At 65.0% G+C, this 23,620-nt stretch carries 25 protein-coding genes; 16 read left to right on the forward strand and 9 right to left on the reverse strand.

Annotated elements, in window-relative coordinates:
• Positions 1 to 15: 15 nt before the first annotated feature.
• From W930_RS0108290 to W930_RS0108305, 4 genes are all read right to left on the reverse strand, one after another.
• Positions 16 to 651, reverse strand: a complete 636-nt coding sequence (locus W930_RS0108290) for a phosphatidylserine decarboxylase (protein WP_023871634.1) — start codon at positions 649 to 651, stop codon at positions 16 to 18.
• Between the two features lie 297 nt (positions 652 to 948).
• Positions 949 to 1,965: a ketol-acid reductoisomerase gene (gene ilvC / locus W930_RS0108295; protein WP_023595472.1), complete on the reverse strand. Its 1,017-nt coding sequence runs from the start codon at positions 1,963 to 1,965 to the stop codon at positions 949 to 951.
• 81 nt (positions 1,966 to 2,046) lie between these two features.
• The gene (ilvN, locus tag W930_RS0108300; RefSeq protein WP_023595471.1) at positions 2,047 to 2,538 is read right to left on the reverse strand and encodes an acetolactate synthase small subunit; all 492 of its coding nucleotides are present in this window, start codon (positions 2,536 to 2,538) and stop codon (positions 2,047 to 2,049) included.
• A gap of 90 nt (positions 2,539 to 2,628) precedes the next feature.
• On the reverse strand, positions 2,629 to 4,398 hold the full coding sequence (locus W930_RS0108305) for an acetolactate synthase 3 catalytic subunit (RefSeq protein ID WP_023595470.1): 1,770 nt from the start codon (positions 4,396 to 4,398) through the stop codon (positions 2,629 to 2,631).
• A gap of 440 nt (positions 4,399 to 4,838) precedes the next feature.
• On the opposite strand from W930_RS0108305, the gene W930_RS0108310 reads away from it, so the two are divergent.
• The 11 genes from W930_RS0108310 (at position 4,839) to W930_RS29110 (ending at position 13,752) form a co-directional block, all read left to right on the forward strand.
• A complete protein-coding gene (locus W930_RS0108310; RefSeq protein ID WP_023871635.1) occupies positions 4,839 to 5,411 on the forward strand; it encodes an RNA polymerase sigma factor in 573 nt (190 codons plus the stop codon).
• Positions 5,408 to 5,836 (forward strand): DUF3619 family protein, encoded by a 429-nt coding sequence (locus W930_RS0108315; protein ID WP_023595468.1) that lies wholly within the window; start codon positions 5,408 to 5,410, stop codon positions 5,834 to 5,836. Before W930_RS0108310 ends, W930_RS0108315 begins: the two co-directional genes overlap by 4 nt.
• 22 nt (positions 5,837 to 5,858) lie before the next feature.
• Positions 5,859 to 6,710, forward strand: a complete 852-nt coding sequence (locus tag W930_RS26640; protein WP_023595467.1) for a DUF3106 domain-containing protein — start codon at positions 5,859 to 5,861, stop codon at positions 6,708 to 6,710.
• Positions 6,711 to 6,951: 241 nt separating this feature from the next.
• Complete coding sequence (locus W930_RS26645; RefSeq protein ID WP_023595466.1) at positions 6,952 to 7,551, forward strand: RDD family protein; 600 nt, start codon at positions 6,952 to 6,954, stop codon at positions 7,549 to 7,551.
• A 74-nt stretch (positions 7,552 to 7,625) separates the two neighbouring features.
• Positions 7,626 to 8,513, forward strand: a complete 888-nt coding sequence (locus W930_RS26650; protein ID WP_023871636.1) for a triacylglycerol lipase — start codon at positions 7,626 to 7,628, stop codon at positions 8,511 to 8,513.
• 210 nt (positions 8,514 to 8,723) lie between these two features.
• Positions 8,724 to 9,656, forward strand: a complete 933-nt coding sequence (locus tag W930_RS0108335) for a UDP-2,3-diacylglucosamine diphosphatase (RefSeq protein ID WP_048806680.1) — start codon at positions 8,724 to 8,726, stop codon at positions 9,654 to 9,656.
• Positions 9,657 to 9,848: 192 nt separating this feature from the next.
• Positions 9,849 to 10,883, forward strand: a complete 1,035-nt coding sequence (locus tag W930_RS0108340; protein ID WP_023871637.1) for a glycosyltransferase family 1 protein — start codon at positions 9,849 to 9,851, stop codon at positions 10,881 to 10,883.
• Positions 10,884 to 10,922: 39 nt separating this feature from the next.
• The gene (locus W930_RS26655; RefSeq protein WP_023871638.1) at positions 10,923 to 11,357 is read left to right on the forward strand and encodes a diacylglycerol kinase; all 435 of its coding nucleotides are present in this window, start codon (positions 10,923 to 10,925) and stop codon (positions 11,355 to 11,357) included.
• Between the two features lie 144 nt (positions 11,358 to 11,501).
• A complete protein-coding gene (locus W930_RS0108350) occupies positions 11,502 to 12,170 on the forward strand; it encodes a TetR/AcrR family transcriptional regulator (protein ID WP_023595460.1) in 669 nt (222 codons plus the stop codon).
• A gap of 3 nt (positions 12,171 to 12,173) precedes the next feature.
• On the forward strand, positions 12,174 to 12,770 hold the full coding sequence (locus W930_RS0108355; RefSeq protein WP_023871639.1) for a TIGR00730 family Rossman fold protein: 597 nt from the start codon (positions 12,174 to 12,176) through the stop codon (positions 12,768 to 12,770).
• A 460-nt stretch (positions 12,771 to 13,230) separates the two neighbouring features.
• Positions 13,231 to 13,752, forward strand: coding sequence for a DUF2062 domain-containing protein (locus W930_RS29110; protein WP_051610637.1), 522 nt, complete (start codon positions 13,231 to 13,233; stop codon positions 13,750 to 13,752).
• A 26-nt stretch (positions 13,753 to 13,778) separates the two neighbouring features.
• On the opposite strand, the gene W930_RS0108365 is transcribed toward W930_RS29110, so the two are convergent.
• Positions 13,779 to 14,369: a DUF924 family protein gene (locus W930_RS0108365; protein ID WP_023871641.1), complete on the reverse strand. Its 591-nt coding sequence runs from the start codon at positions 14,367 to 14,369 to the stop codon at positions 13,779 to 13,781.
• 65 nt (positions 14,370 to 14,434) lie between these two features.
• Positions 14,435 to 15,166 (reverse strand): alanyl-tRNA editing protein, encoded by a 732-nt coding sequence (locus W930_RS0108370; RefSeq protein WP_023595456.1) that lies wholly within the window; start codon positions 15,164 to 15,166, stop codon positions 14,435 to 14,437.
• A 345-nt stretch (positions 15,167 to 15,511) separates the two neighbouring features.
• On the opposite strand from W930_RS0108370, the gene W930_RS0108375 reads away from it, so the two are divergent.
• The 3 genes from W930_RS0108375 to W930_RS26665 all read left to right on the forward strand — a co-directional run bounded on the left by W930_RS0108375 (position 15,512) and on the right by W930_RS26665 (position 18,990).
• Positions 15,512 to 16,000, forward strand: coding sequence for a hypothetical protein (locus W930_RS0108375; protein WP_141571904.1), 489 nt, complete (start codon positions 15,512 to 15,514; stop codon positions 15,998 to 16,000).
• 19 nt (positions 16,001 to 16,019) lie between these two features.
• Complete coding sequence (locus tag W930_RS0108380) at positions 16,020 to 16,940, forward strand: hypothetical protein (RefSeq protein ID WP_023871642.1); 921 nt, start codon at positions 16,020 to 16,022, stop codon at positions 16,938 to 16,940.
• A gap of 439 nt (positions 16,941 to 17,379) precedes the next feature.
• A complete protein-coding gene (locus W930_RS26665) occupies positions 17,380 to 18,990 on the forward strand; it encodes a methyl-accepting chemotaxis protein (protein WP_023871643.1) in 1,611 nt (536 codons plus the stop codon).
• 132 nt (positions 18,991 to 19,122) lie between these two features.
• Here the strand turns inward: W930_RS26665 and W930_RS0108390 are convergent, their stop codons facing one another.
• Positions 19,123 to 19,464, reverse strand: coding sequence for a zinc ribbon domain-containing protein YjdM (locus W930_RS0108390; RefSeq protein WP_023595452.1), 342 nt, complete (start codon positions 19,462 to 19,464; stop codon positions 19,123 to 19,125).
• 121 nt (positions 19,465 to 19,585) lie between these two features.
• On the opposite strand from W930_RS0108390, the gene W930_RS0108395 reads away from it, so the two are divergent.
• Positions 19,586 to 21,334, forward strand: coding sequence for a SulP family inorganic anion transporter (locus tag W930_RS0108395; protein WP_023595451.1), 1,749 nt, complete (start codon positions 19,586 to 19,588; stop codon positions 21,332 to 21,334).
• A 150-nt stretch (positions 21,335 to 21,484) separates the two neighbouring features.
• Positions 21,485 to 21,682 (forward strand): ribbon-helix-helix protein, CopG family, encoded by a 198-nt coding sequence (locus W930_RS0108400; RefSeq protein WP_023595450.1) that lies wholly within the window; start codon positions 21,485 to 21,487, stop codon positions 21,680 to 21,682.
• Between the two features lie 48 nt (positions 21,683 to 21,730).
• Here W930_RS0108400 and W930_RS0108405 read toward each other — a convergent pair whose 3' ends face one another.
• Together W930_RS0108405 and W930_RS0108410 are read right to left on the reverse strand one after the other, a co-directional pair.
• The gene (locus W930_RS0108405) at positions 21,731 to 23,017 is read right to left on the reverse strand and encodes an MFS transporter (protein WP_023595449.1); all 1,287 of its coding nucleotides are present in this window, start codon (positions 23,015 to 23,017) and stop codon (positions 21,731 to 21,733) included.
• A gap of 153 nt (positions 23,018 to 23,170) precedes the next feature.
• Complete coding sequence (locus W930_RS0108410; protein ID WP_023595448.1) at positions 23,171 to 23,614, reverse strand: group II truncated hemoglobin; 444 nt, start codon at positions 23,612 to 23,614, stop codon at positions 23,171 to 23,173.
• Positions 23,615 to 23,620: the final 6 nt, after the last annotated feature.

Here is a 23,620-nt window from a genome sequence, read left to right on the forward strand (position 1 = left end):
ACCTCCGTGACGGGCTTACAGTTCGGCGAGGATCGTCGACGTGGCCGACACCTTGTCGCCGATGGCCACGCGCGGGCGCGACCCCAGCGGCAGGTATACGTCGACGCGTGAACCGAAACGGATGAAACCGTATCGCTGACCGCGCGCGAGCGTATCGCCTGCTTTGACGTAGCAAAGAATGCGGCGGGCAATGAGTCCCGCCACCTGAACGCTCGTGACGATCTGGCCACCCACGTCGATCACCAGGGCGTTGCGTTCGTTCTCGAGCGATGCCTTGTCGAGATCGGCATTGAGGAAACGCCCGGGGAAATATTCCACCTTGGTCACCGTGCCGTCAACCGGAGCACGATTCGAGTGCACGTTGAAGACGTTCATGAATACGCTGATCTTCAGCGCTTCACGATCTGCGTAGGTGTCCTGTGTGGTTTCGATCGCCACGACCCGGCCGTCGGCCGGCGAGAGCACGGCCCCCGACTGCTGCGGCACCTCGCGCGGCGGATCACGGAAGAACTGCAGGACGAACAGGGCGATCACCCAGAACGGCGCGGCCCACAACACCCCGGACATGAAATGCACCACGAGCGCGATGCCAACGGCGACACCCAGAAAGGGCCAGCCCTCGCGGGCAATGATCGGGTGTGGATAATGCATGCGATTGAGTTCGCGTCCTTGGCAATACAGTTGAGTGAGCGGTTCGGTCCGCATCGAGCCGAACCGTTGACGTGGCGGCATTGTAACAATGCGCGCGCCGCGGCGGCACTTTTTCCCCAAACGCCATACCGACGTCACAGGGCAGCGCCCGGCCCACCACGGCGTGCGGACAATGAAAAAGGCCGCCCGTGTTGCCATAGCCTTGGCTACGACAAAACAGACGGCCCCAACTGGACAACGCTCGCGGCACGTGCGCCCGGCAATACCGACGCGTACGTGCCGCGAGGCGTGTCGAAATCAGTTCTTCGACTGATCGACCAGCTTGTTCTTGGCGATCCACGGCATCATCGCGCGCAGCTTGCCGCCCACTTGCTCGATCTGGTGCTCGGCCGTGATACGGCGACGCGAGATCAGGGTCGGCGCGCCGGCCTTGTTTTCCAGAATGAACGACTTGGCGTACTCGCCCGTCTGGATGTCGGTCAGGCATTGCTTCATGGCCTTCTTCGTCTCTTCGGTCACGACGCGCGGGCCCGTGACATATTCACCGTACTCGGCGTTGTTCGAGATCGAGTAGTTCATGTTGGCGATACCGCCTTCGTAGATCAGGTCGACGATCAGCTTGAGTTCGTGCAGGCACTCGAAGTAGGCCATTTCCGGGGCATAGCCCGCTTCGACCAGCGTTTCGAAGCCGGCCTTGATCAGCTCGACGGTACCGCCGCACAGCACGGCTTGTTCGCCGAACAGGTCGGTTTCGGTCTCTTCGCGGAAATTCGTCTCGATGATGCCGGCACGGCCACCGCCATTGGCGGCTGCGTACGACAGCGCGATGTCACGGGCAGCACCCGACTTGTCTTGCGCCACGGCGATCAGGTGGGGCACGCCGCCACCTTGCGAGTACGTCGAGCGCACCGTGTGGCCCGGGGCCTTCGGGGCGATCATGATGACGTCGAGATCGGCACGCGGGATCACGCAGCCGTAGTGCACGTTGAAGCCGTGTGCGAAGGCCAGGGCTGCGCCTTCCTTGATGTTGGCGTGCACTTCGTTCTTGTACACGTCGGCGATCTGCTCGTCGGGCAGCAGCATCATGACGATGTCGGCCGACTTCACGGCTTCCGCCACTTCCTTGGTGTTCAGGCCGGCGTTGACCGCCTTGTTCCACGAAGCGCCGTTCTTGCGCAGACCGACCGTCACGTTCACGCCGCTGTCCTTCAGGTTCTGCGCGTGGGCGTGGCCTTGCGAGCCATAACCGATGATGGTGACTTGCTTGCCCTTGATGAGGGAGAGGTCGGCGTCTTTGTCGTAGAAAACTTTCATTTGGAATTGTCCCGTAATGCCAAAAAAATAACTGAAATCAGAATTTGGATCGAAATCCGCTTACCGCGTTGCCGCTACCGCTCAGACCTTCAGGATGCGCTCGCCGCGTCCGATGCCCGAGCCGCCGGTACGAACCGTCTCGAGAATCGCCGTACGATCCAGTCCCTCGATGAAGGCGTCGAGTTTCGACGAATTCCCCGTGAGTTCGATCGTGTAGGTCTTTTCGGTAACGTCAATGATGCGGCCGCGGAAAATATCCGACATCCGCTTCATCTCTTCCCGCTCCTTGCCCACGGCGCGAACCTTGATGAGCATCAGCTCACGTTCGATATGCGCGCCTTCGGTCAGATCCACCACCTTCACCACCTCGATCAGGCGGTTCAGGTGCTTGGTGATCTGCTCGATGACATCGTCGGAGCCCGTTGTGACCACCGTCATGCGCGAGAGCGACCGGTCTTCGGTCGGCGCCACGGTGAGGGTCTCGATATTGTAGCCACGCGCCGAGAAGAGGCCGACCACACGCGACAGCGCGCCCGGCTCGTTCTCGAGCAAAACAGAAATAATGTGCCTCATGGTGTATCCCGGATTGTCCTGGTTTGGGACGTCGCGCCCGTGCGCCGGCGATGCCGGCAGCCGCTGGCGGCGCGCACGCGCCTCGTCGTCTTACAGATCTTCCGAACCGAGCAGCATCTCGCTGATGCCCTTGCCCGCCTGGACCATCGGCCAGACGTTCTCGGTGGGATCCGTTTGGAAATCCATGAATACCGTGCGGTCCTTGAGGGCGATCGCCTCGCGCAGCGCCGGCTCGACGTCCGACGACTTCTCGATGCGCATGCCCACGTGCCCGTACGCCTCCGCGAGCTTCACGAAGTCAGGCAGCGCGTCCATGTACGAACTGGAGTAACGCTTGCTGTATTCGATCTGCTGCCACTGACGCACCATGCCCAGGTAGCGGTTGTTGAGCGAGAGGATCTTGATCGGCGTGCGGTATTGCAGACACGTCGAGAGTTCCTGGATGCACATCTGGATCGAGCCTTCGCCGGTGATACACGCGACTTCGGCATCGGGATGCGCCATCTTCACGCCCATCGCGGCCGGCAGGCCGAAGCCCATCGTGCCGAGTCCGCCGGAATTGATCCAGCGGCGCGGCTTGTTGAAGCGATAGTACTGAGCGGCCCACATCTGGTGTTGACCGACGTCCGAGCACACGAAGGCTTCGCCGTCGGTGAGCTTCCAGTACGTCTCGACCACGTGCTGGGGCTTGATGATCTCGCTCTCGCGATCGAACGCGAGACAATCGCGCGAGCGCCATTGCTCGATCTGCTTCCACCAGTCGGCGAGCGCCGCGGTGTCCGGGCCATGCTCGGCCGTCTGCAGGTTCTCGATCATTTCGCGCAGCACTTCCTTCACGTCGCCGACGATCGGAATGTCGACCTTCACACGCTTGGAAATCGACGACGGGTCGATATCGACGTGAATGATCTTGCGGGCGTTCGAGGAGAAGTGCTCCGGGTTGCCGATCACGCGGTCGTCGAAGCGCGCGCCGATGGCGATGAGCACGTCGCAGTGCTGCATGGCCATGTTGGCTTCGTACGTGCCGTGCATGCCCAGCATGCCGAGGAACTTGGGATCGCTCGCGCGATACCCGCCCAGGCCCATGAGCGTATTGGTCACCGGGTAGCCGAGTAGATCGCAGAACTGGTTCAGTTCTTTCGACGCGTCGGCCAGAATGATGCCGCCGCCGGTGTAGATATAGGGACGCTTGGCCGAGAGCAGCAGGCTCATGGCCTTGCGGATCTGCCCCGAGTGTCCCTTCGTGACCGGGCTGTACGAGCGCAGCGACACGGACTTCGGATACTCGAAGCGGCAGCGCGCCTTCGACACGTCCTTGGGAATATCGACCAGCACCGGCCCCGGACGGCCCGTCCTGGCGATATAGAAGGCTTTCTTGATGGTGGCGGCGAGATCGCGCACGTCCTTCACGAGGAAGTTGTGCTTCACGCACGGACGGGTGATGCCGACCGTGTCGCACTCCTGGAAGGCATCCTGGCCGATCGCGGCCGTGGGCACCTGCCCGGTGATGATCACGAGCGGGATCGAATCCATGTACGCCGTGGCAATGCCGGTGACCGCATTGGTCACGCCGGGGCCCGACGTCACGAGGCACACGCCGACCTTGTCGGTGGAACGCGAATAAGCGTCGGCCGCGTGGACGGCTGCCTGCTCATGGCGCACCAGAATGTGCTGGATCTTGTCCTGCTTGTAGAGTTCGTCGTAGATGTAGAGAACCGAACCGCCGGGATAACCCCACAGATGTTCGACCCCTTCTTCCTGAAGCGAGCGCACGAGAATTTCGGCGCCGATCATGTCTTCGGAAGTATTTTGGTGGCGTGTAGCTTCCGCCTCGGAGAATTCCGCGCTTGGCATGTTCATCGTCGACCTTTCAAAGTTTCGGCAAAAATTTTGATCGGGTGCTCTCCCCGCGAACTTGTGGTTCGGGCTCAAGCTGCGCGTCTGAATGATAGGCACCCCGGATAGGCGTGCCGATATTGAGACAATCACAGATATTGCGAACTGGCAACCTTACCGGTTCGCAGCAAAATGGTCAAGCATGTTTATGCATTTGCAGCATGAGTGCGAAGTCCGCCACCACGGCCTTCGCGCCGAATCCCCCGCAACGCCCCATGCTGGTGCACAATCTTCACATCATAGGAATCCGTCGCCCCCGGGGGGCTGTCCTCACATGAGGCGACGCAAAGCAAAAGCGGTTACAGCCGGGCGCGTTTTTGGTAGCATCCGCTCCGACTACGCGAACTTTACGCTTACACGGCATTTCACAGGCGCGGCACGCAACGCTGCGCGCACCCCACCGGATGGCATCTGACAAGGAACTGGCGGATTTTCTCGCAGGCATCGAACGGCGCGCCTTCAAGCAGGCCGTCTATGCCGTACGCGACGACGAGGCCGCCCTCGACATCGTTCAGGATGCGATGATCCGTCTGGCCGAGAAGTACGGCGACAAGCCGCCGGCCGACCTGCCGCTGCTCTTCACGCGCATCCTCCAGAACACGATTCACGACTATTTCCGCCGGCAAAAGGTGCGCAACACCTGGGTCACGCTGTTCTCGAATCTGGCGGGCCCGGGCGACGACGAGCGCGACGATTTCGATCCGCTGGAAACCTTGCTGGGCGAGGACGGGTCCGTGCAAACGGAGAGCAGCGAGGACGCCGTTTCGCGTGCCGAAATCCTCTCCGTCATCGAGACGGAAATACAGAAACTACCGACACGTCAACGAGAAGCCTTCCTCATGCGTTACTGGGAAGACATGGACGTTGCCGAGACCGCCGCCACGATGGGGTGTTCGGAAGGCAGCGTCAAGACGCACTGCTCCCGCGCCACGCACGCGCTGGCGCAGGCGTTGAAGGCAAAAGGGATCAGGTTATGAGTCACGATCTGGAAACGAGGGAAATCCGCTTCGCACATCGCGTGCGGCGTGCACTGGACGAAGCGTCCGACGCACCGTCGCCGAATATCGCGGCCCGGCTGGCCGCCGCTCGCCAGGAGGCGCTCGCCCGAAAGAAGCCGGAACCGGTCGCCGTGGTGCAACCGGCGCTGGCGCTCGCGGGCGTGGGCTCCGTGCAGGCGCCGGACGTCGGCGGTCCGCGCCGCGCGTTCGACCGGCTGGGCCGTCTCGGCCTGCTCTGGCCGCTTGCCGCACTGGTAATCGGCCTGGCGGGCATCGCGTACTGGGAACATCAGCAGCACATTCAGGATCTGGCGGACATCGATGCCGCCGTTTTGAGCGACGAACTGCCGTTGTCGGCCTATGCCGACCATGGCTTCAACGCCTATCTGAAGCGTGCCCAGTAGTTCCCCCACCCAAGACCGCCCAGTGACGCGACGCAACGTACTTTTTCTGGTCGCCGCGCTGATCGTGGCCGCGCTCGCCGGCACGGCAGCGCTGCGCCGCTCGCCAGCGCCGGTCCCCGTGTCCGATGCGCCGCCGACGATCTCCTCCGCCTCGGCACCCGATGTCGCGGGCCCTGCCAGTGCGCCGGTCGGCGCGCTGTCGGCCAGTGCCGCCGCGCCTGGCAGTACTCCCGGGGCCGCCGTTCCGAGCCCGGGCGGATACTGGGCCAGGCTCACGCCAGCGCAGCAGGAGGCGCTCTCCCCGCTCGCCCAGGACTGGAATCGCATGAGCGATCGTCAGCGCGAGAAGTGGGTCGAGATCGCCAAGCGGTTTCACACCCTGTCAGCGGAAGGCCGCAAGCGGCTGCATGACCGCATGGCCGACTGGGTGCGCCTCACGCCCGAGCAGCGCCAACTCGCGAGGGAGAGCTATCAGAACGCGAAGACCCTGCCGCCCGAGCGAAAGGCACAGGTGTGGCAGCAGTACCAGGAACTGACCGAAGAGCAGAAGAAGCGTCTGGCCGAAGTCGACCGGAAGCAGGCGAATCGTCCGAACGTGGTGAGCGCCCCCCCCACGGGTCGCACAGGCGTGAAGAACCCCTACGCCGCCGTCCACCGCAAGGAATCGATCACCGCCGGCAAGACCGGGGCGTTGCCCGCACCGGCGCCGACGAGCGCCTCCGCGCCGACCGCCGCACAACCGGCGTCGTCCTCGGCGGCGCCGTCGGCGCCGGCTTCGGCCGCATCGGGTGCCGGCGGCGCCGGCGCGAGTGCCGCGGGCAGCGACAGGAGTGCCGACGCCGTGTTCAATTCCGACCTCTATCACCACAACTGATCGCGACTGGCGCGCCGCGTCGTTGCACTGGAAATACGGAAAATGGCAAACGGTCGCCCCAGGGCGGCCGTTCTTGCATTCCCGCGCCGCGATCCGGGCAAGGCTCGTCGCGGGGCCGCCGCGCTGGCTCGCGGGCGCAATCTTCCGCATAATGGGCGGCACACGGCTCGACGTGTCCGACGCGGGAGTTCCACGCGCGGCACGTCCGGGCCTCTGACAAAAGATCCCAGACCACGCCGCGATGACCGACTCCGTCACTCCGCCCGCCGCCACCCCGGCCTCTGCTTCGTCGTCCGCTCGCCAGCCCTCCCAGGCGCCGATCCCACCGGTCGACGCCGCACCGGGGGCCGATTCCGGCACCTATGCAGTACCGACGCTGCGCCGCCGCGTACTCGCCATGGTCTACGAGTCGCTTCTGCTGTTCGGCGTGCTGTTCCTCGCCGGTTACCTCTTCAGTGCCCTGACCCAGCAACGCAGCGGCCTGATGTACCGTCACGCGATGCAGGCCTGGCTGTTTCTCGTGCTCGGCGCCTACTTCGTCTGGTTCTGGACCCACGGCGGCCAGACCCTGGCCATGAAAACCTGGAAGATCCGCCTGGTCGATGCGCGCGGCCTGCCCGTGCGCCCCGCACGCGCCGTTGCACGCTACGTGCTCGCGTGGCTGTGGGTCCTCCCGGCCATGGCCATCGACTGGGCGCTCGGGCTGACCGGCTGGGCCAGCGTCGGGCTGCTCGCGGGCTGGATGGTGCTCTGGGCGCTCGCCATGCGCGTGATGCCCGACCATCAGTTCGTGCACGACCGACTCGCCGGCACGCGCCTCGTGAGCGTGCTGGGCAAATGAACCCACCGCCGCCCACGTCCCCTACGCCACCGTCCAGGCTTCGCCCGTCTCGCGCCCACCTGATATACGGCGGCGTGGAAGCCGGCCTGTCGCTGGTCGTCGCCGTCGTGACCTGGGCCACGTGGCACAGCGCATGGACGACGCTGCTGTGGACGGTGCTGTGGCTGCCCGTTGCGCACGCACTCGGGCTTGCCGCGGGCTTCGTCATGGCGGCCAACGGCGATCCGGCGCCGGCGCGACGCGTCAGCGCCGGCACGAACGTGGCCATCTGGGCCTACGAATGTGCCGCCTCCATCCTGTTGCTCGACATCTATCAGCCGTGGCTGAGCGCCGCGCCGCTGCCGGCGCCGAGCGGTCCGGCCCGCCCCGTTGCGGTCCTGCTGTTGCACGGCTACGGATGCAACCGCGCGTTCTGGCTGCGTTTTTCCCGCCATCTGGCCGAAGCGGGCTATGCCTGCGACGCCATCAATCTCGGCCAGATGTTCGGCGACATCGACAGCTATGCCGGCAACGTCGCGACGGCCGCGCAGGCGCTGGCCGAACGCACGCGGCTGCCGGTCGTGATCATCGGGCACAGCATGGGCGGTCTGGCCGCCCGCGCCAGCCTGAGGCGCTACCGCACGCTGCCAGTGGCCCACACCATCACCCTCGGCTCGCCGCATTTCGGCACCCTGCACACGCGCAACGGCGTGGGGACGAACGTTCACCAGATGCGCCTGGGCAGCGACTGGCTCGTGGCGCTGGCCAACAGCGAGACCGATGCCGAACGCGCGCGCATCACGTCGATCTACAGCCACCACGACAACGTCGTCTACCCGGTGCGCACCTCGGTCTTGCCCGGCGCGCACAATCTCCCCCTGGACCGGCTGGGCCACGTGTCGCTCGCCACGCATCCCCGCGCGCGAGCCCTGGTGCTCGAGACGCTCGAGCGCATCGCGCAGGGTTTGCGGCACAGCGACTGAGCGCTGCGTCGGCGTCATCCGCCTGCGGCGTGCGGCCGGAATTCGCGATGTCGCGATGTCACGCTGTCGCGATGTCGCGATGTCGCGACGCCTGAAGACAGTTTCACGACACGCGCATGACTGTCATCGTCGCTTCATGAACGCATGGCGCAATGCTCGCATGTTCAACGCGACGTGCGAGCCGCTATGACGACGACCCCGACCTTCGATCTGCCGATCCCAACGCCGGCGGCTCGCGCCGGTCACTTCGCAGACGCGCCGCCGGGCCGCCCCGCCACGCCGCCCGCCAACCCTCCCGCCACGCCGCCCACCACCATCGATCTGCCGCCGGACACGCCCGATCCGCTCGACCCGCCGCCCGAAGGCATTACCCGCTACCGCACCATCTGGCTCTCGGACATCCACCTCGGCACGCAAGGCTGCCAGGCGGAATACCTGCTCGACTTCCTGCGCCACCATGAGTCCGACTACCTGTACCTCGTCGGCGACATCATCGACGGCTGGCATTTGCGCAAGGGCTGGCACTGGCCGCAGGCGCACAACGACGTCGTGCAGAAGATGCTGCGCCGCGCGCGCAAGGGCACTCAGGTGGTGTACGTGCCGGGTAATCACGACGAAGCGGCGCGCCAGTTCTGCGGACTGGCATTCGGCGACATTGCCGTACGCGACGAAGCGTTCCACACCACCCTGTCGGGCAAGCGCCTCTGGATCACGCACGGCGACCTGTTCGACGGCGTGATCCAGCACGCCAAGTGGCTCGCGTATCTCGGCGATTCGCTCTACACGCTCACGCTGCTGCTCAATCGCTGGTTCAACCGCGTACGCACGCGGTTCGGCTTTCCTTACTGGTCGCTGTCGCAATACCTGAAACATCAGGTCAAGAATGCCGTGAACTTCATTTCGGCTTTCGAACAGGTGATGGCGGACGAGGCACGCCGCCGCGGCTGCGATGGCGTGGTGTGCGGCCACATCCACAAGCCCGAGATCCGCGAGATCGACGGCCTGCTCTACTGCAACGACGGCGATTGGGTCGAGAGCCTCTCCGCGCTGGTCGAGACGGCCGAGGGCGAGTTGCGCATCGTCCACTGGACGCACAAGCGCGCGACCCGCGCGCCCGCGAAAGTCACGCCGGTCAGCGCGTGAGCGCCGGCGCACGGCGAGCGCGGCCCGCGTCGTCGGCCCACCCCGGTCGAGCCCGATCCGCGCGTCGTCGTTGATGTCCCACAGATGAACCCCCGCACCCGCGCGGCAAGGCCCCGCCGCACGTGTGCCCCCTCTTCACGCGCCACCTGGCGCGTGTTACCGAAGCGCGCCATGTGCGCGAAGGAGCGCCCGATGAAAATCATGATCATCACCGACGCCTGGGACCCGCAAATCAACGGCGTGGTCCGCACGTTGAAGAACACGCGCGCTCAGCTCGAAGCCGCAGGCCACCGCGTGGAGTTGCTCACGCCACAGGAATTCCGAACCCTTCCCTGCCCGACCTATCCCGAAATCCGTCTCGCATTCTTCGCGGGTGGTCGTGTCGCGCGCCGCATCGAGGCGTTCGGGCCTGACGCGCTGCACATCGCCACCGAAGGTCCGCTCGGCATGGCCGCGCGCAAGTGGGCATTGCGCAACGACTTTCCGTTCACGACCGCCTACCACACGCGCTTTCCCGAGTACGTGCAGGCGCGCTTCGGCCTGCCGCTTGCCACGACCTACCGCTTCCTGCGCTGGTTCCACGGGCCCTCGCGCGCCGTGATGGCGCCAACGCCCGTCGTCAAGCGAGATCTCGAAGCGAACGGCTTCAGCAATGTGGTGTTGTGGACGCGCGGCGTCGATCTGGACATCTTCCGTATCCAGGACGCACATGTGCTAAATTCGGCACATCCGATTTTCCTCTACGTGGGGCGCGTTGCCGTGGAGAAGAACATCGAAGCCTTCCTGAAACTCGACCTACCCGGCTCGAAGTGGGTCGCGGGCGAAGGGCCGCAACTGGCCGAGTTGCGTTCGCGCTATCCTGACGTGAACTACCTGGGCATGCTCTCGCAACCCGAGCTGGCGAAGGTATACGCGTCGGCGGACGTGTTCGTGTTCCCGAGCCGCACCGACACGTTCGGTCTGGTGCTGCTCGAGGCCATGGCGTGCGGCCTGCCCGTCGCCGCGTACCCCGTGACCGGTCCGGTCGATGTGCTGAACGGTTGCCCCGAGGGCGAAGGCGGCGCACTGCGCGAGGATCTGCGCGAGGCCTGCCTCGACGCCCTCAAGGTCCCACGCGAGAGCGCGCGGGCCTGGGCCGAACGATTCTCTTGGCAGGCCGCGTCCGAAGAGTTCGCCTCGCACCTGCATCCGCGCAAGCCCGAGCCGTCGCTCGCGCCCGCGGTCTGATCCACCCTCCAGAGCCCGTTGCGGCGAGGAACCCGACGCTTGTTCATCGATCACCCGCCGCCGCGCGACGAGCAGCCGAATCCGTACAAGGGCAACCGGGGCGTGATGCGCGCCTGGCGCGCGCTGAAGTATTCCCTGTCCGGCTTCAAATTCGCCGTGTTCGAGGAGAGCGCCTTCCGGCAGGAACTGGCGCTCGCCGTCATCCTGTTGCCGGCGGCCATCTTCCTGCCGGTGACGGCCGTCGAGCGCGTGCTGCTCATCGGCTCGATCCTGCTCGTGCTCATCATCGAGTTGATCAACTCCAGCATCGAAGCGGCCATCGACCGCATTTCGCTGGAGCGCCATGAGCTGTCGAAACGGGCGAAGGATTTCGGCAGCGCGGCGGTACTCATCGCGCTCGGTCTGTGCCTGCTCACCTGGGTATCGCTCGCCGGTCCCGTCATCGTCGATCTCGTACGTACAGCGTTTTTCTGATATCGCTCGTCGCCCCTGCCCCCGTGCTTGGCAGTGCCCCGCTGCCGGGTATAATCGGTCGCCGTATACCTGATACTCCTCAACTCATAATGGCAAGCGGAGAATCTCCTTCGCCGAGCTTGCCAGCCACCGGGGCCGACAGTCATGGAAGCAAAGCCGCCACGCCGAACCCGCGAACGAATTCTTGAGGTGTCGCTTCGACTCTTCAACGAAATCGGCGAACCCAACGTCACGACCACCACGATTGCCGAGGAGATGAAGATCAGCCCGGGCAATCTGTACTACCATTTCCGCAACAAAGACGACATCATCAACAGCATCTTCGCGCAGTTCGAGCAGGAAATCGAACGACGCCTGAGGCTGCCCGACGATCACAAGCCGACGCTCGACGAGGTCTGGACATATCTGCAATACATGTCCGAATTCCTGTGGCGCTTCCGGTTTCTTTATCGCGACCTCAACGACCTGCTTGCGCGCAACCGCACGCTCGAGACGCACTTCAAGCAGATCGTGGGCCACAAGAAGCGCTTCGCGCGCGAGATGTGCGACCTGCTCGTGGCCGACGGCGAGATGGAAATCACGCCCGAGCAGATCGAAGTGGTCACCACCAACATGGTGGTGCTCTCCACGTACTGGTTGTCCTATCAATTCGTGATGAACCCGCGCAAGTACAACGATCCCGAAGAAATCGGCGCCGGGCTGCATCAATCCAGCTATCACATCCTCTCGCAGATGGCGCCCTATCTGAAAGGCCGCTCGCGCGAGCTGTACGAGAAGATGGCACGTGAATCATCGGCCAAGGGAGCACAGTAAGGCATGTCGTCGGAAGTCAAATCCATCTGCATCTATTGCGGCGCCGCCGCGGGCGCGCGCCCGGCCTACGCCGAGGCCGCCCGCGAACTGGGCCGTCGCATGGCCGAATCAGGCATTCGTCTCGTTTACGGGGGCGGCAAGGTCGGCCTGATGGGCATCGTCGCCGACGCCGTGCTCGCCCATGGCGGTCAGGCCGTCGGCATCATTCCGAAGGCATTGATGGACAAGGAAGTCGGCCATACCGGCCTGACCGAGCTGCACGTCGTCGAGAACATGCATCAGCGCAAGCAGATGATGGCCGATCTGTCGGACGCCTTCATCGCCATGCCCGGCGGCATCGGCACCTGCGAAGAGCTGTTCGAAGTCTTCACATGGCTGCAGATCGGCTACCACGCCAAACCGATCGGCCTGCTCAATGTCGAGCAGTATTACGATCCGCTGATGACCTTCCTCAAGTCGATGGTGACGGAACAGTTCCTCAAGGCGCCGCAGCTCGACCAGTTGCAGATCGCCACGTCGCCCGAGGCGCTGCTCGATACGATGCGCCATTTCAAGCCGGCGCAAATCGATCGCTGGGCCAACCAGCGCTCGCAGATCTAAGCCTCAGGCAACTCCCCTCGACGCGCATCTTCGTGCTGCGTGGCCCAATCGCCGCGCAGCGCAAGTAACAGCCCGGCAGCCGCGCGGCCGCTCGCCAGCCGCTTGGCCGGGACATTTCCCAAGGTGCCGATCGATCCCCATCGGTTGCCTCGTCGGCTATCTCACCAACAACGCTCTCGACCACGCCATCGCCTAAACCATCGCCTTCGCCAATCGATGGCTCCGCTGCTCCGGACAAGGACTCGTTGCGCGTCGGCGGGGAATTCTGCGTCGCCCCGGGCCTACAGCATCACGCCACAGCCACCGCCGGGCGCTCCACGCCGGGGTTGAACTCTTGCGGAATGGGCGACTCAGACTTCCGTTGTATGCGTACACGCGCACGCACCTCCGCCCCGACATCCGGACGGGTCCACGTTCCCCGACGCGCCACTTGCCTATCATGTTAAAGATGCTTCGCCCCATGCGGCTGCTCCGATCGCGCTGGCTGCGACCGCACGCCGGCCTGCTGCTGCGCCGCAGCCTGTGGCAAGCGACGCCGCGCGGCGTGGCCATCGGCCTGGCCTGTGGGGTGTTCTTCGGGATTCTGATTCCGTTCGGACAAATGCTCGTCGCGATACTGGCGGCGGCCCTGCTGCGCGGCAACCTGTTTCTGGCGGCCGTCGGCACGCTGGTGACCAACCCGCTCACGGCGCCGTTCGTATATCTCGGGGCGCACCGGCTGGGGCGATGGATGCTGACGTGGTCGCCACAAGCCGAAATCGAGGCGACCGTGGCGGCCGCGGCGCGCGCCGGCGAGAGCGTCTGGAGCCAGTTGACGAGCTTCGACTTCGGCACCGCGACACTGCATCTGGCCGCCGGGCTCACGGCATGCTCCATCGTGGGCGGCGCACTGGCGTACGTCATTGGCTATTTCGCCATTCGCTGGCGGGAGCGCCGCCAGCCCGTTAGCGTCACGATGGTGGGATCGCGACGTCGAGGCTGATCCCGCCCGATGCCCGCCCCCTGGGGTCAGAACGACGATCCCGGCTGCTTGAGGAATTCGATCTCCTCGGGCGTCGAAACACGTCCGAGCGCGGCGTTGCGGTGCGGGTAGCGGCCGAACCGCTCGATGATCACGGCGTGCTTGCGCGCGTAGTCGAGATTGTCGACCAGTCCCGACGCCTTCGCGAGACGCTCATACAGCGCGAGCGAACGTTGCTGGCTATCGAGCGACTCGTCGTGTTCGAACGGCAGATAGACGAAAACCCTGTGCTGCGCGGTGGGCAGACGCTGGTCGTCCCCCGCCTCCACCAGACGCTGCGCCACCGCCAGCGCCTGCGCGTCCCCGGCAAACGCTTTCGCCTGGCCGCGGTACAGATTGCGCGAGAACTGATCGAGCACCACGACCAGTGCGCAGGCACCCGGCGGTGTCGCCGCCCAATCGGCCAACTCACCGTCGAGCGCTCGCTCGTGCAACGGGCCGAAGCGGCTACGAATCTCTTCATCGAACGCGTCGGATTTGCGGAACCATTCGACACGCGCCATCCCGAACTCCGGTGCATCGGACGCGCCGAACCAGAAGTCGAGTACCGCCTGCCAGGGCGGGACCTGAGAAACCATGTCAGTTGCCGGAGTTGCCATCGATCGTCCTGATGCTTACAGAGATGGCATGCATGATGCCAGACTCAGGCAAATGCCAACACTACCCGGCGCGTACGCGACGTCTTCTTCTCGATCTTGGCCACACGCAACGCGCCGATCTCCGATGTGTTCGCCACATGCGTGCCGCCGCACGGCTGCAAGTCGACGCCCTCGATGCGCACCAGTCGCACGCGCCCCAACCCCACCGGCGGTTTTACGCTCATGGTGCGGACCAGTTCGGGGCGGGCGGCCATTTCCTCGTCGCTGATGCTGTCGATGGCCACCGGACGTGACGCAGCCACGAGCGCCGCGAGCCCGGCCTCGACGGTCTCGCGCTCGATCGGCTCATTCGTGACGAAATCCAGTCGCGCGTACTCGGTGGTGATGCTGCATCCATCCACGGGGTGCGGCAGCACCGCGCACATCAAATGCGACGCCGTGTGAAAGCGCATGTGCCGGAAGCGCCGTTCCCAGTCGATTTCGGCCACCACGGTGTCGCCGACCGAGAGTGCGCCCAGTACGTCGGCCTGCCCCTCGGCGGGCACGTGCACCGCGTCGTCGGGCGTGGCCCCCTCGCGCTTCGATTTGCGCGTGTCGGCAACGCTCAGGCGGGTGCCGTCGGCAAGCACCAAGTGGCCGGCGTCGCCGGCCTGCCCACCGCCGAGCGGGTAAAAGACGGTCCGGTCGAGCATGATGCCGGTCTCGTCGATATGGGTGATGCGCGCCTCGCAGTGGCGCAGATACGCGTCTTGACGGAACAACGCTTCGGTCGTCATGGGGCCTCCTTTGGGAACGGGACATGTTCGCGCGACTTTCGGTCCCGTGACAAGTGACAATCCTCGGCAGTTGCGCCAGTACGGTCGCTTCCGACGGACGGGGCGCCCGCCTCCCGCGCCTTGGTGCGCCGATTACCCCAGTGTCACCACTGCCGCACTGCCGTACTACCCCATTCCCCCCTCCCCCCCGAAACCACGACATCCAGGTTCCTCGGTTCCCCGAATTCTCCCAAGCGCGGCGACTTTGCGCCGTTGCGGACGCCGCGTGCGACGCTCGCGCCCAAAACCACCGCAGCCAGCGGCACGCCCCGAAAGCTTTGGCGCGCACCGAAAGTCTCCGCAAGCATGGCCCCTTACAGTGCTCCCTCCCCCCAACTTCACTGGAATGCCGTGCCGCGACCGACACCTCCCCCACAGCCGACACTCGGCCCTCGCGCTCCGCACACCGGCTCGCGCCCCCACGATTTCCCAGCCGCTTTCTCGCACGCCTGCGCCCTACGCGAAGCGGATGATCTGAGCGGCGCGGCCGATGCGTTCGGCAGTCTGTGCCTGCGGTATCCGGAGCGCATCGAGACCTACAAGGCGCTCGGCTACGTGCTCTATGCGCTTGGCGACTGCGATCGGGCGCCCTCGCCCCTGCTCTTTGCGTTCCTTTGCGACGGCACCGACCCCACGCCGCTGTACGTCTGCGCGCTGTGCAACCAGCGCAGCGGCGACCTTCGCGCGGCTCGCGACATGGCGTCCGACGCCCTCGACGTTGCTCGTCGCTCGCATCGGCACGCGCGTGTGCTGGCCTCGGCACAACGGTTGCTCGACACCCTCTCATCCTCATGACCGACAGGAGAACCCTTCGATGAAATCCAGTCTCCCGCCCCAATCCATCGCGATTCGCGGCCCGTCGCCCAACGCATCGTCCGACGGCGCCCTTCACGACCTCGACTCCGCCGGCATGCTCGACGAGGCCATGACGTCACTGTCCGCCGAGTCGCACAGCCCGCCCCCTCAGGATGCGGCCCCCCTCGCGACGGACCGGACGAAGGCGACCGACACGCGATTGCCGATACTGACGCACGCGCGACTCTCGGCATTGTTCCAACACTTCGTCACGGCGGCGGCGCACACATCGATCTTCGCGCTCGCGCGCGCGAGCGAGGCGCTGGACGAAGGCGCCGATCACAAGACGCTCAAACTCGAGCATCGTGCCGCCATGACCGGCACGGGGGTACTGTGCGCGTCGACGGCGCTGGACTGTCTCGCGGCGACCGCGGCCTTTCTCGATCGCGACAAGACCGCCAGGCAGATCAAGGACACGCAATGGCTGCCGTGGCTGGCCAACCTGTCGCAAGCGCTCAGACCGTTCGCGGAACATTTCAAGACGATTCAGAACGGCATCGCCAATGCCGCACTCTTCGGCGCGGTGGGCTCGGCCGGGGCGTTGTGGGCAACGCGCGAGGGGCTGAGCGAGGCGCAGCCCGCGCTGACGCCGGAGGACGATGGCATCGAGGCAGAGCCCTCGACGCACCACACGGCCTCGACCAGCAATCGTCTCGAGTGCGCGCAACTGGCTGCGGCGCTGGCCAGCACGACCGTACGCGCGATCGTCCCGCCGATCGTCACGACGTGCGTCAATCTGGACGAAGCCAAACAGAAACGACGTCGCTATGACTTCACCGAAGCGCTCGGATCGTCGTCGGCCGACGGCCCGGTCGATCCCCAGCGATTCCGCTCGTTGGAGGACGGCCTTCCCGTGCCGGATATTCAAACGATCGCTTGAACCTGTTTGCCCGAACCGACCCGCTCGCTCGCCGGACGACCGCCCGCGCCATCTGGCGCGGCGGACGCGGCAACCGGACAACGCATGCACATTTTTCGACTAGGGTGAGTCCGAATAGAAGTGCAATTTGATGTCTCTACGATCAACATCATATGCATCTTGCATGCTAATAATATGCATACATAAAAGGCACACATAAAAGGCGCACATAACAGACAGACATGAGAGGCAGACATCCGGGGCCATGAAGCCCGTGCACCGGACGATCTGCCCCGCCCCCCGAACCGTTTCGACGACGTGAGCCTCTCCCCCCGATGCGCCCACGCGACGACGCGAAACGTATTTCGAAGATTGCAGCAGCGGCAGTGCATGGGTCGGGGCATCGACCCGGGTTTATCAAGGCAGGACAGGGCAATTCAGGCCACCACGCGGGGGAATAATGAGAAACAACGGTGCCGTTTCGGGCAAAGAGTACAACTACGATGAGCACGACATGCTGGTCTCCGCGACCGACTTGTCGAGCATCATTCAATATTGCAACCCGGCCTTCGTCGAGGTTTCGGGATTCGAGAAGGAGGACCTGATCGGGCAGCCGCATAACGTCATCCGGCATCCCGACATGCCGCCGGAAGCCTTTGCGGACATGTGGAAAACGATTCGCGCCGGCCGATCCTGGAGCGCGCTGGTCAAGAACCGGCGGCGCGACGGCGACCATTACTGGGTGCGCGCGAACGTGACCCCGATCGTGGAAAACGGTGAGACGGTGGGCTACCTGAGCGTGCGGACCAAGCCCGGGCGCGAAGAAGTCGCGAGCGCCGAAGCGCTGTACGCCGACATGCGCGCCAACCGTAGCCGGTACCGGCTGTCGTCCGGACAACTCGTGAGAAAGGGACTACCGGGCCTGCTGGGCAATTGGCGGCGCGGGCTCGTCAGTCACCGGGCGACCCTCACCACACTCGCCGGGCCGGCGGTCATCGCTGGCGGCTGGTCGCTCGAGCAACGCCTGCCTTCGGCGTGGATGCTGTGCGCCGTCGTGAGCATCAGCGTGCTGCTCGTCTCCGTGCCCGTGTATTGGCTCGAGCGGGCGCGACGTCGGCAACTCGCGCAGGTCGGCGATCTCGCCGGACGTCTGGCGGCCGGCGATCTGACGGTCAGCACCGACAGCGCTTCCCACCAGGAGCTCACCAGCCTGATCCGCAACCTCACGCAGTTGAAGGTCAGCCTGATCGCCATCGTGTCCGATGTTCGACGTCAGATCGAAGGGGTGAAGCGCGCGACCACCGAGATCGCCGGCGGCAACACCAACCTGTCGGCCCGCACGGAGGATCAGGCCGCCTCGTTGGAGCAGACGGCGGCGTCGCTGGAACAACTGACGGCCACGGTCTCGAACAATGCGCAGTCGGCCGCACGGGCGAGCGCGTTGCTGAGCGAGGCGCGCGACGCCACGGCACAGGGCGTCGATGCCGTGAGGAGCACCGAGCACACAATGAAGGAGATCGCCCAGGCGTCGGCCCAGATCACGTCGATCGTCGGCGCCATCGATGGCATCGCGTTTCAGACCAACGTGCTCGCCCTGAATGCGGCGGTCGAGGCGGCCCGCGCCGGAGAGGCCGGCAAGGGATTCGCCGTGGTGGCCGGCGAAGTGCGCAGTCTGGCACAGCGGTGTGCGGCGTCCGCCAAGGAGATCAAGCGGATCGTCACCGAGACCGTGACGACGTCGGAGCGCGGCGGGGAGATGGTGGCGAACATGGCGGCACAGATCGCCAAGATCGAGTCGGCCATGAGCCGGGTGTCGGTGGTCATGGACGAGGTTGCCACGGCCAGCAGCGAACAGGCCAAGGGACTGGCGGGCATCAACGGCGCCGTGGTGCAGCTCGACGACTCGACGCAGCAAAACGCCGCGCTGGTCCAGCAAAGCGCCGCCACCGCGGAACAACTGTCGGGTCAGGCCAATGTGCTCGATGAAGCCGTGCGACTGTTCTCGCTGCCCGGCAGGACCTCGCCAGCGCGACCCGTCGCGATGATGCCAGTGCTACGTCGCGTTCAGTAACGTCATCGCACGCACCGGGAAGGCGCAGGCCTTCTCGACGCCCGACGTCCCCGCCACGCGAGGCTCGGGGCGGCGGCGAAGGCCCTCGCGGGCTTTCACACGCCGCACCCGCGCACACCCGACGTGCCGTACTCAGACTTTGCGCAGAAACGCGGCCTTGAGCATGAAGTTGCCGGCGTCCATCTTGCAATCGACCTCGTGGTCGCCGCCGACGAGGCGAATACTCTTGACCTTGGTCCCGACCTTCAACGTGATCGAGGAGCCCTTGACCTTCAGGTCCTTGATCAGCACGACGGCGTCGCCATTGGCGAGCACATTGCCGTTCGCATCTCGCACCACGGCGTCCTGCGCCTCATCCTCCGCAGCGTCTGCCGCCATCGGCCATTCGTATGCGCAATCGGCACAGACGAAATTGTCCCCGTCGGGATACGTGTTTTCGAGGGAGCATTGGGGGCAGGCAGGCACATTCGACATGGATGGGTTCCGGAATTCAGGGATCGACATCGGTGTGCGGCGGCTCGAGGAATATGTCGAGTACGCACACCTTATGTGCATATCATTATAATGCAATGCATACTCTCCGAAGAGAACACGTATGATCGCCCTGCGTGAAGCCTACCGTGCCGGCCTGCTGCGTCCCCAGCAATGGCTACCCAATATCGTGGCCGGCCTGGTGGTCGGCGTCGTGGCGCTGCCATTGGCCATGGCGTTCGCGATCGCCTCGGGGGCGAAGCCTGAACAAGGGCTCTACACCGCCATCGTCGCGGGGCTGGTCGTCTCGTGTACCGGTGGCAGCCGGGTGCAGATCGCCGGACCGACGGGAGCGTTCATCGTCATTTTGTCGGGCATCACGGCCCGGTACGGCATCGACGGACTTCAGTTGGCCACGCTCATGGCGGGCATCATGCTGTGGGTGATGGGCAAGGCGCGGCTGGGCGGCGTGATCAGGTTCATTCCCGCCCCGGTGATCGTGGGATTCACCACAGGCATCGGCGTCATCATCTGGATCGGGCAGTGGCCGGACTTCTTCGGCTTGCCCAGGATCACGGGGGCGCACTTTCACGAGAAGTTCTGGCACACGCTGCAGGCGCTCCCCGGCCTGCACCTCGCGACAACGGCGATCGCCCTACTCACACTGCTCGCGGTCGTCTTCACGCCGCGCATTCCCCACCTGCGGCGGGTGCCCGGCCCGCTCGTGGGCCTGGTCCTTGCAACGTCGCTTCAGTCCCTCTTCCGTTTCGACGGCGTGGCCACCATCGGGAGCACTTTCGGCGGCATCGCGCAAGGCCTTCCCGCCTTCTCGCTGCCCGCCATCACGCTCTCGCGCGTACTCGAACTCATTGGGCCGGCCTTCACGATCGCGATGCTGGGCGCCATCGAGTCGCTGCTCTCGGCGGTGGTCGCCGACGGCATGACCGGCCAGCGGCACAATGCGAACCAGGAATTGCAGGGACAAGGGCTGGCCAATATCCTGTCGCCGCTGTTTGGCGGCTTTGCCGCGACCGGGGCCATCGCCCGCACGGCAACCAATATCCGCAACGGCGGAACCAGCCCGCTCGCGGGCATCGTCCATGCCGCAACGCTCGCCATGATCGTGGTATTCCTCGCGCCGCTGGCGACCCGCATTCCGCTGGCGTCACTCGCCGCGATCCTGTTCATCGTCGCCTACAACATGAGCGAGATGCGCCACTTCGTTCGCATGGCGCGTCAGGCGCCGAAGGCCGACGTCGCGATCCTGCTCGTCACGTTCCTGCTCACTGTGTTCGCCGATCTGGTAGTGGCCGTGAACATCGGCGTGATTCTCGCGACGCTCCAGTTCTTGCGACGCATGTCCTCGTCGGTCGAAGTCACACAGCAATCCGGCGACGAGATCTCGGGCGAGCTGGGCGCCCAGGCCCGTTTGAAACTGCCGCCGAGCGTGCTCGTCTTTGCGATCGACGGCCCGTTCTTCTTCGGCGCCGTCGAGAACTTCGAGCGCGCGCTGGTGCAGACACACTCCGATCCGCGCGTGCTGCTCATCCGGCTGCGCCGCGTGCCGTTCATCGACATGACCGGGTTGCAGGTGCTCGACGAGGTGATCGGAAAACTTCACAAACGCGGCGTCGTGGTGCTCGTCAGCGAAGCCAATGATCGCGTGCGGGGCAAATTGCGCAAGGCGGGCATTCTCGCCACCCTCGGCGAGCCGAATTACGTGAGCACGTTCGCCGACGCCATCGCGCGCTGCGATGCGATCGCCGGGACGAGTGAATCCGCGTCGCAAGCGCATCAGGTCGAACTTCGGGACGGCGGCGCGCGCCCCGTCAGGCGTGATGGCGATGGCGCGCACGGCGGCGAGACACCATGACCGGGCAACGATCGCACGAATGCGCACGCGCGTGCATGGGCGCGCCCTTGCGCCGATAGCGTCTGTACGGACAGCGCAGGTCACGGCCGCCTGGCGGAACGGCATCCATCATGTATTATAATTTGATTAACATAATGGACCTCATCCGCGATGGAAACGAAAAGCGCACGACTCACCGTTCTGATCGACCCGGTCAAGAAAGACGCGTTCGAAAAGCTCTGCGCCGCCCAGGATCTCACGCCGTCTCAGGTGGTGCGTCAACTGATTCGCGAATACCTCGAACACCACGGCGTGACGTACAAGACCAAAAGCGTCATCGGCAGCCGGTCACGCGCGAAATCCGAATAGCCGGCCGCCGGTAGATTGCCACGACAGGTGGCCACGACAGGCACGGCGTCAACCGGCGACGCGCGATGGCAGCAGCCCGCGCAGGCCGCGGCGCGAACGGAACAGCAACGTGATCACGATCGTCATGTTGAGCAGATTCCACGCGATGCCGTTCAGGAATGCCGCGTGGTAGCTGCCGGTGAGGTCGAACACCTTGCCTGACATCCACCCACCCAGCGCCATCCCCAGCAGCGTCGCCATCAGCACGGTGCCGACGCGTCCGCCCGCCTCGGATGCAGGAAAATACTCTCGCACCACAATCGCGTAAGCCGGCACGATGCCGCCCTGGAACAGTCCGAACAGCGCGGAAATCACGTAGAGCGACGCCAGTCCGTCGAACGGCAGGAAAAGCAGTAGTGCGACGCACTGGAGCACGCTGCCGAGCAGCAGGGTGCGCAGCCCGCCGATGCGGTCGCAGATCAGCCCCGACACGAGCCGGCTCACGATGCCGAAGCCCAACATCAGCGACAGCATCTGCGCGCCACGCGCCACGCCGTAGCCGAGGTCTCCGCAATACGCCACGATGTGCACCTGCGGCATGGCCATCGCCACACAGCAGGCAACGCCTGCGACGTTCAGCAGTCCTTGGGCCATGCCGACGCTCAGGCCGAACGGCCGCGACGAAGCCAGTTGACCGGCCGTCGATGAACGCGCCGAGGTCCCCACCGCCTTCGCTGGCGTGGCGACCGACACGACGGGCCGAATCGCGGGTGGCCGGGCGCGCATGAACAACGCCAGCGCGAACATCGTCACGCCGCAGAATACGCCGAGCTCAATATACGTCTGGCGCCATCCGTGGCGCTCGACCAAAGCCTGAACAACGGGCGGCCAGATGGCCCCGGACAGATAGTTGCCACTGGCGCATACCGCCACGGCAATACCCCGCCGTCGAACGAACCACAGGGTCGTATCGGCGATGAGCGGGCCGAGCGTCGTCGCACTGCCCATCGCGCCAACGAGCAATGCCTGGATGAGGGTGAACGCGAGAATGCCGCTGGCAAATCCGCTGGCCGCGAAGCCGATCCCAAGCGAAAGCGCGCCGACGAGCAGCGGACGCATCACGCCGAAGCGGTCGGCCATCCGTCCCATCGCGATCCCGCCCAGACCGAAGCCGATCATCAGGAAGGTGTAAGGCAGTGCGGCCTGGGCGCGCGGCACGCCGAACTCGGCCTGCACGGCGGGCAACACCACGGAGACGATATACATACTGCTGCTGCCCACCGTCATGATGAGCAGCGCCACCATCAGCCGGAAAACGGCATAGCGCGAATCGGGCTGATGAATGGCGGTCTGCATACGGTCTCCTGAACGCGCTCAATCGAGTTGAGCGAATCATTATTGGCGTTCAGGATACCCGATACCCGCCCCACCACGCCCCCCCGCATGCGAGGCCGATGGCGCGGCGATTGACCGTGTGCGTAGTTGCCCCCGTCAGGCGATCGACGGCGATTATCCGTTGCGGTTGCGCATCCAGTCGGCGGTGCCGTGGAACGCCTGCATCAGGCGTTCCTGCAACGACCCTTCGACACCGATGTCCTGCATCGCCCAGGCCATGCACCGCAGCCACTGGTCGCGCTCGCTCGTGGCAATCGGGAACGGCAAATGGCGGGCGCGCAGCATCGGGTGACCGAAGCGCTCGATATAGTGGTTCGGGCCGCCCAGCCAGCCGCACAGGAACCAGAACAGCTTGTCGCGCGAGTCGCCCAACGATTCCGGATGCAGGCTGCGAATGCCTGCGAACTCGGACTCCAGATCCATCAGGTCGTAAAAACGGTCGACGAGCTCGCGCACGCGGTCTTCGCCGCCGAGCAGGGAAAAGGCGGTCGGCTGTGCAGGCGTGTCCTGCGCATCGTCGTCCGCCGGGGAAGTTTGCGGGGTGTTTTCGTTCGTCATGAACGT

Origin of the sequence: Pandoraea sp. E26 (assembly GCF_000681415.1) — a bacterium.
Lineage (GTDB): Bacteria > Pseudomonadota > Gammaproteobacteria > Burkholderiales > Burkholderiaceae > Pandoraea > Pandoraea pnomenusa.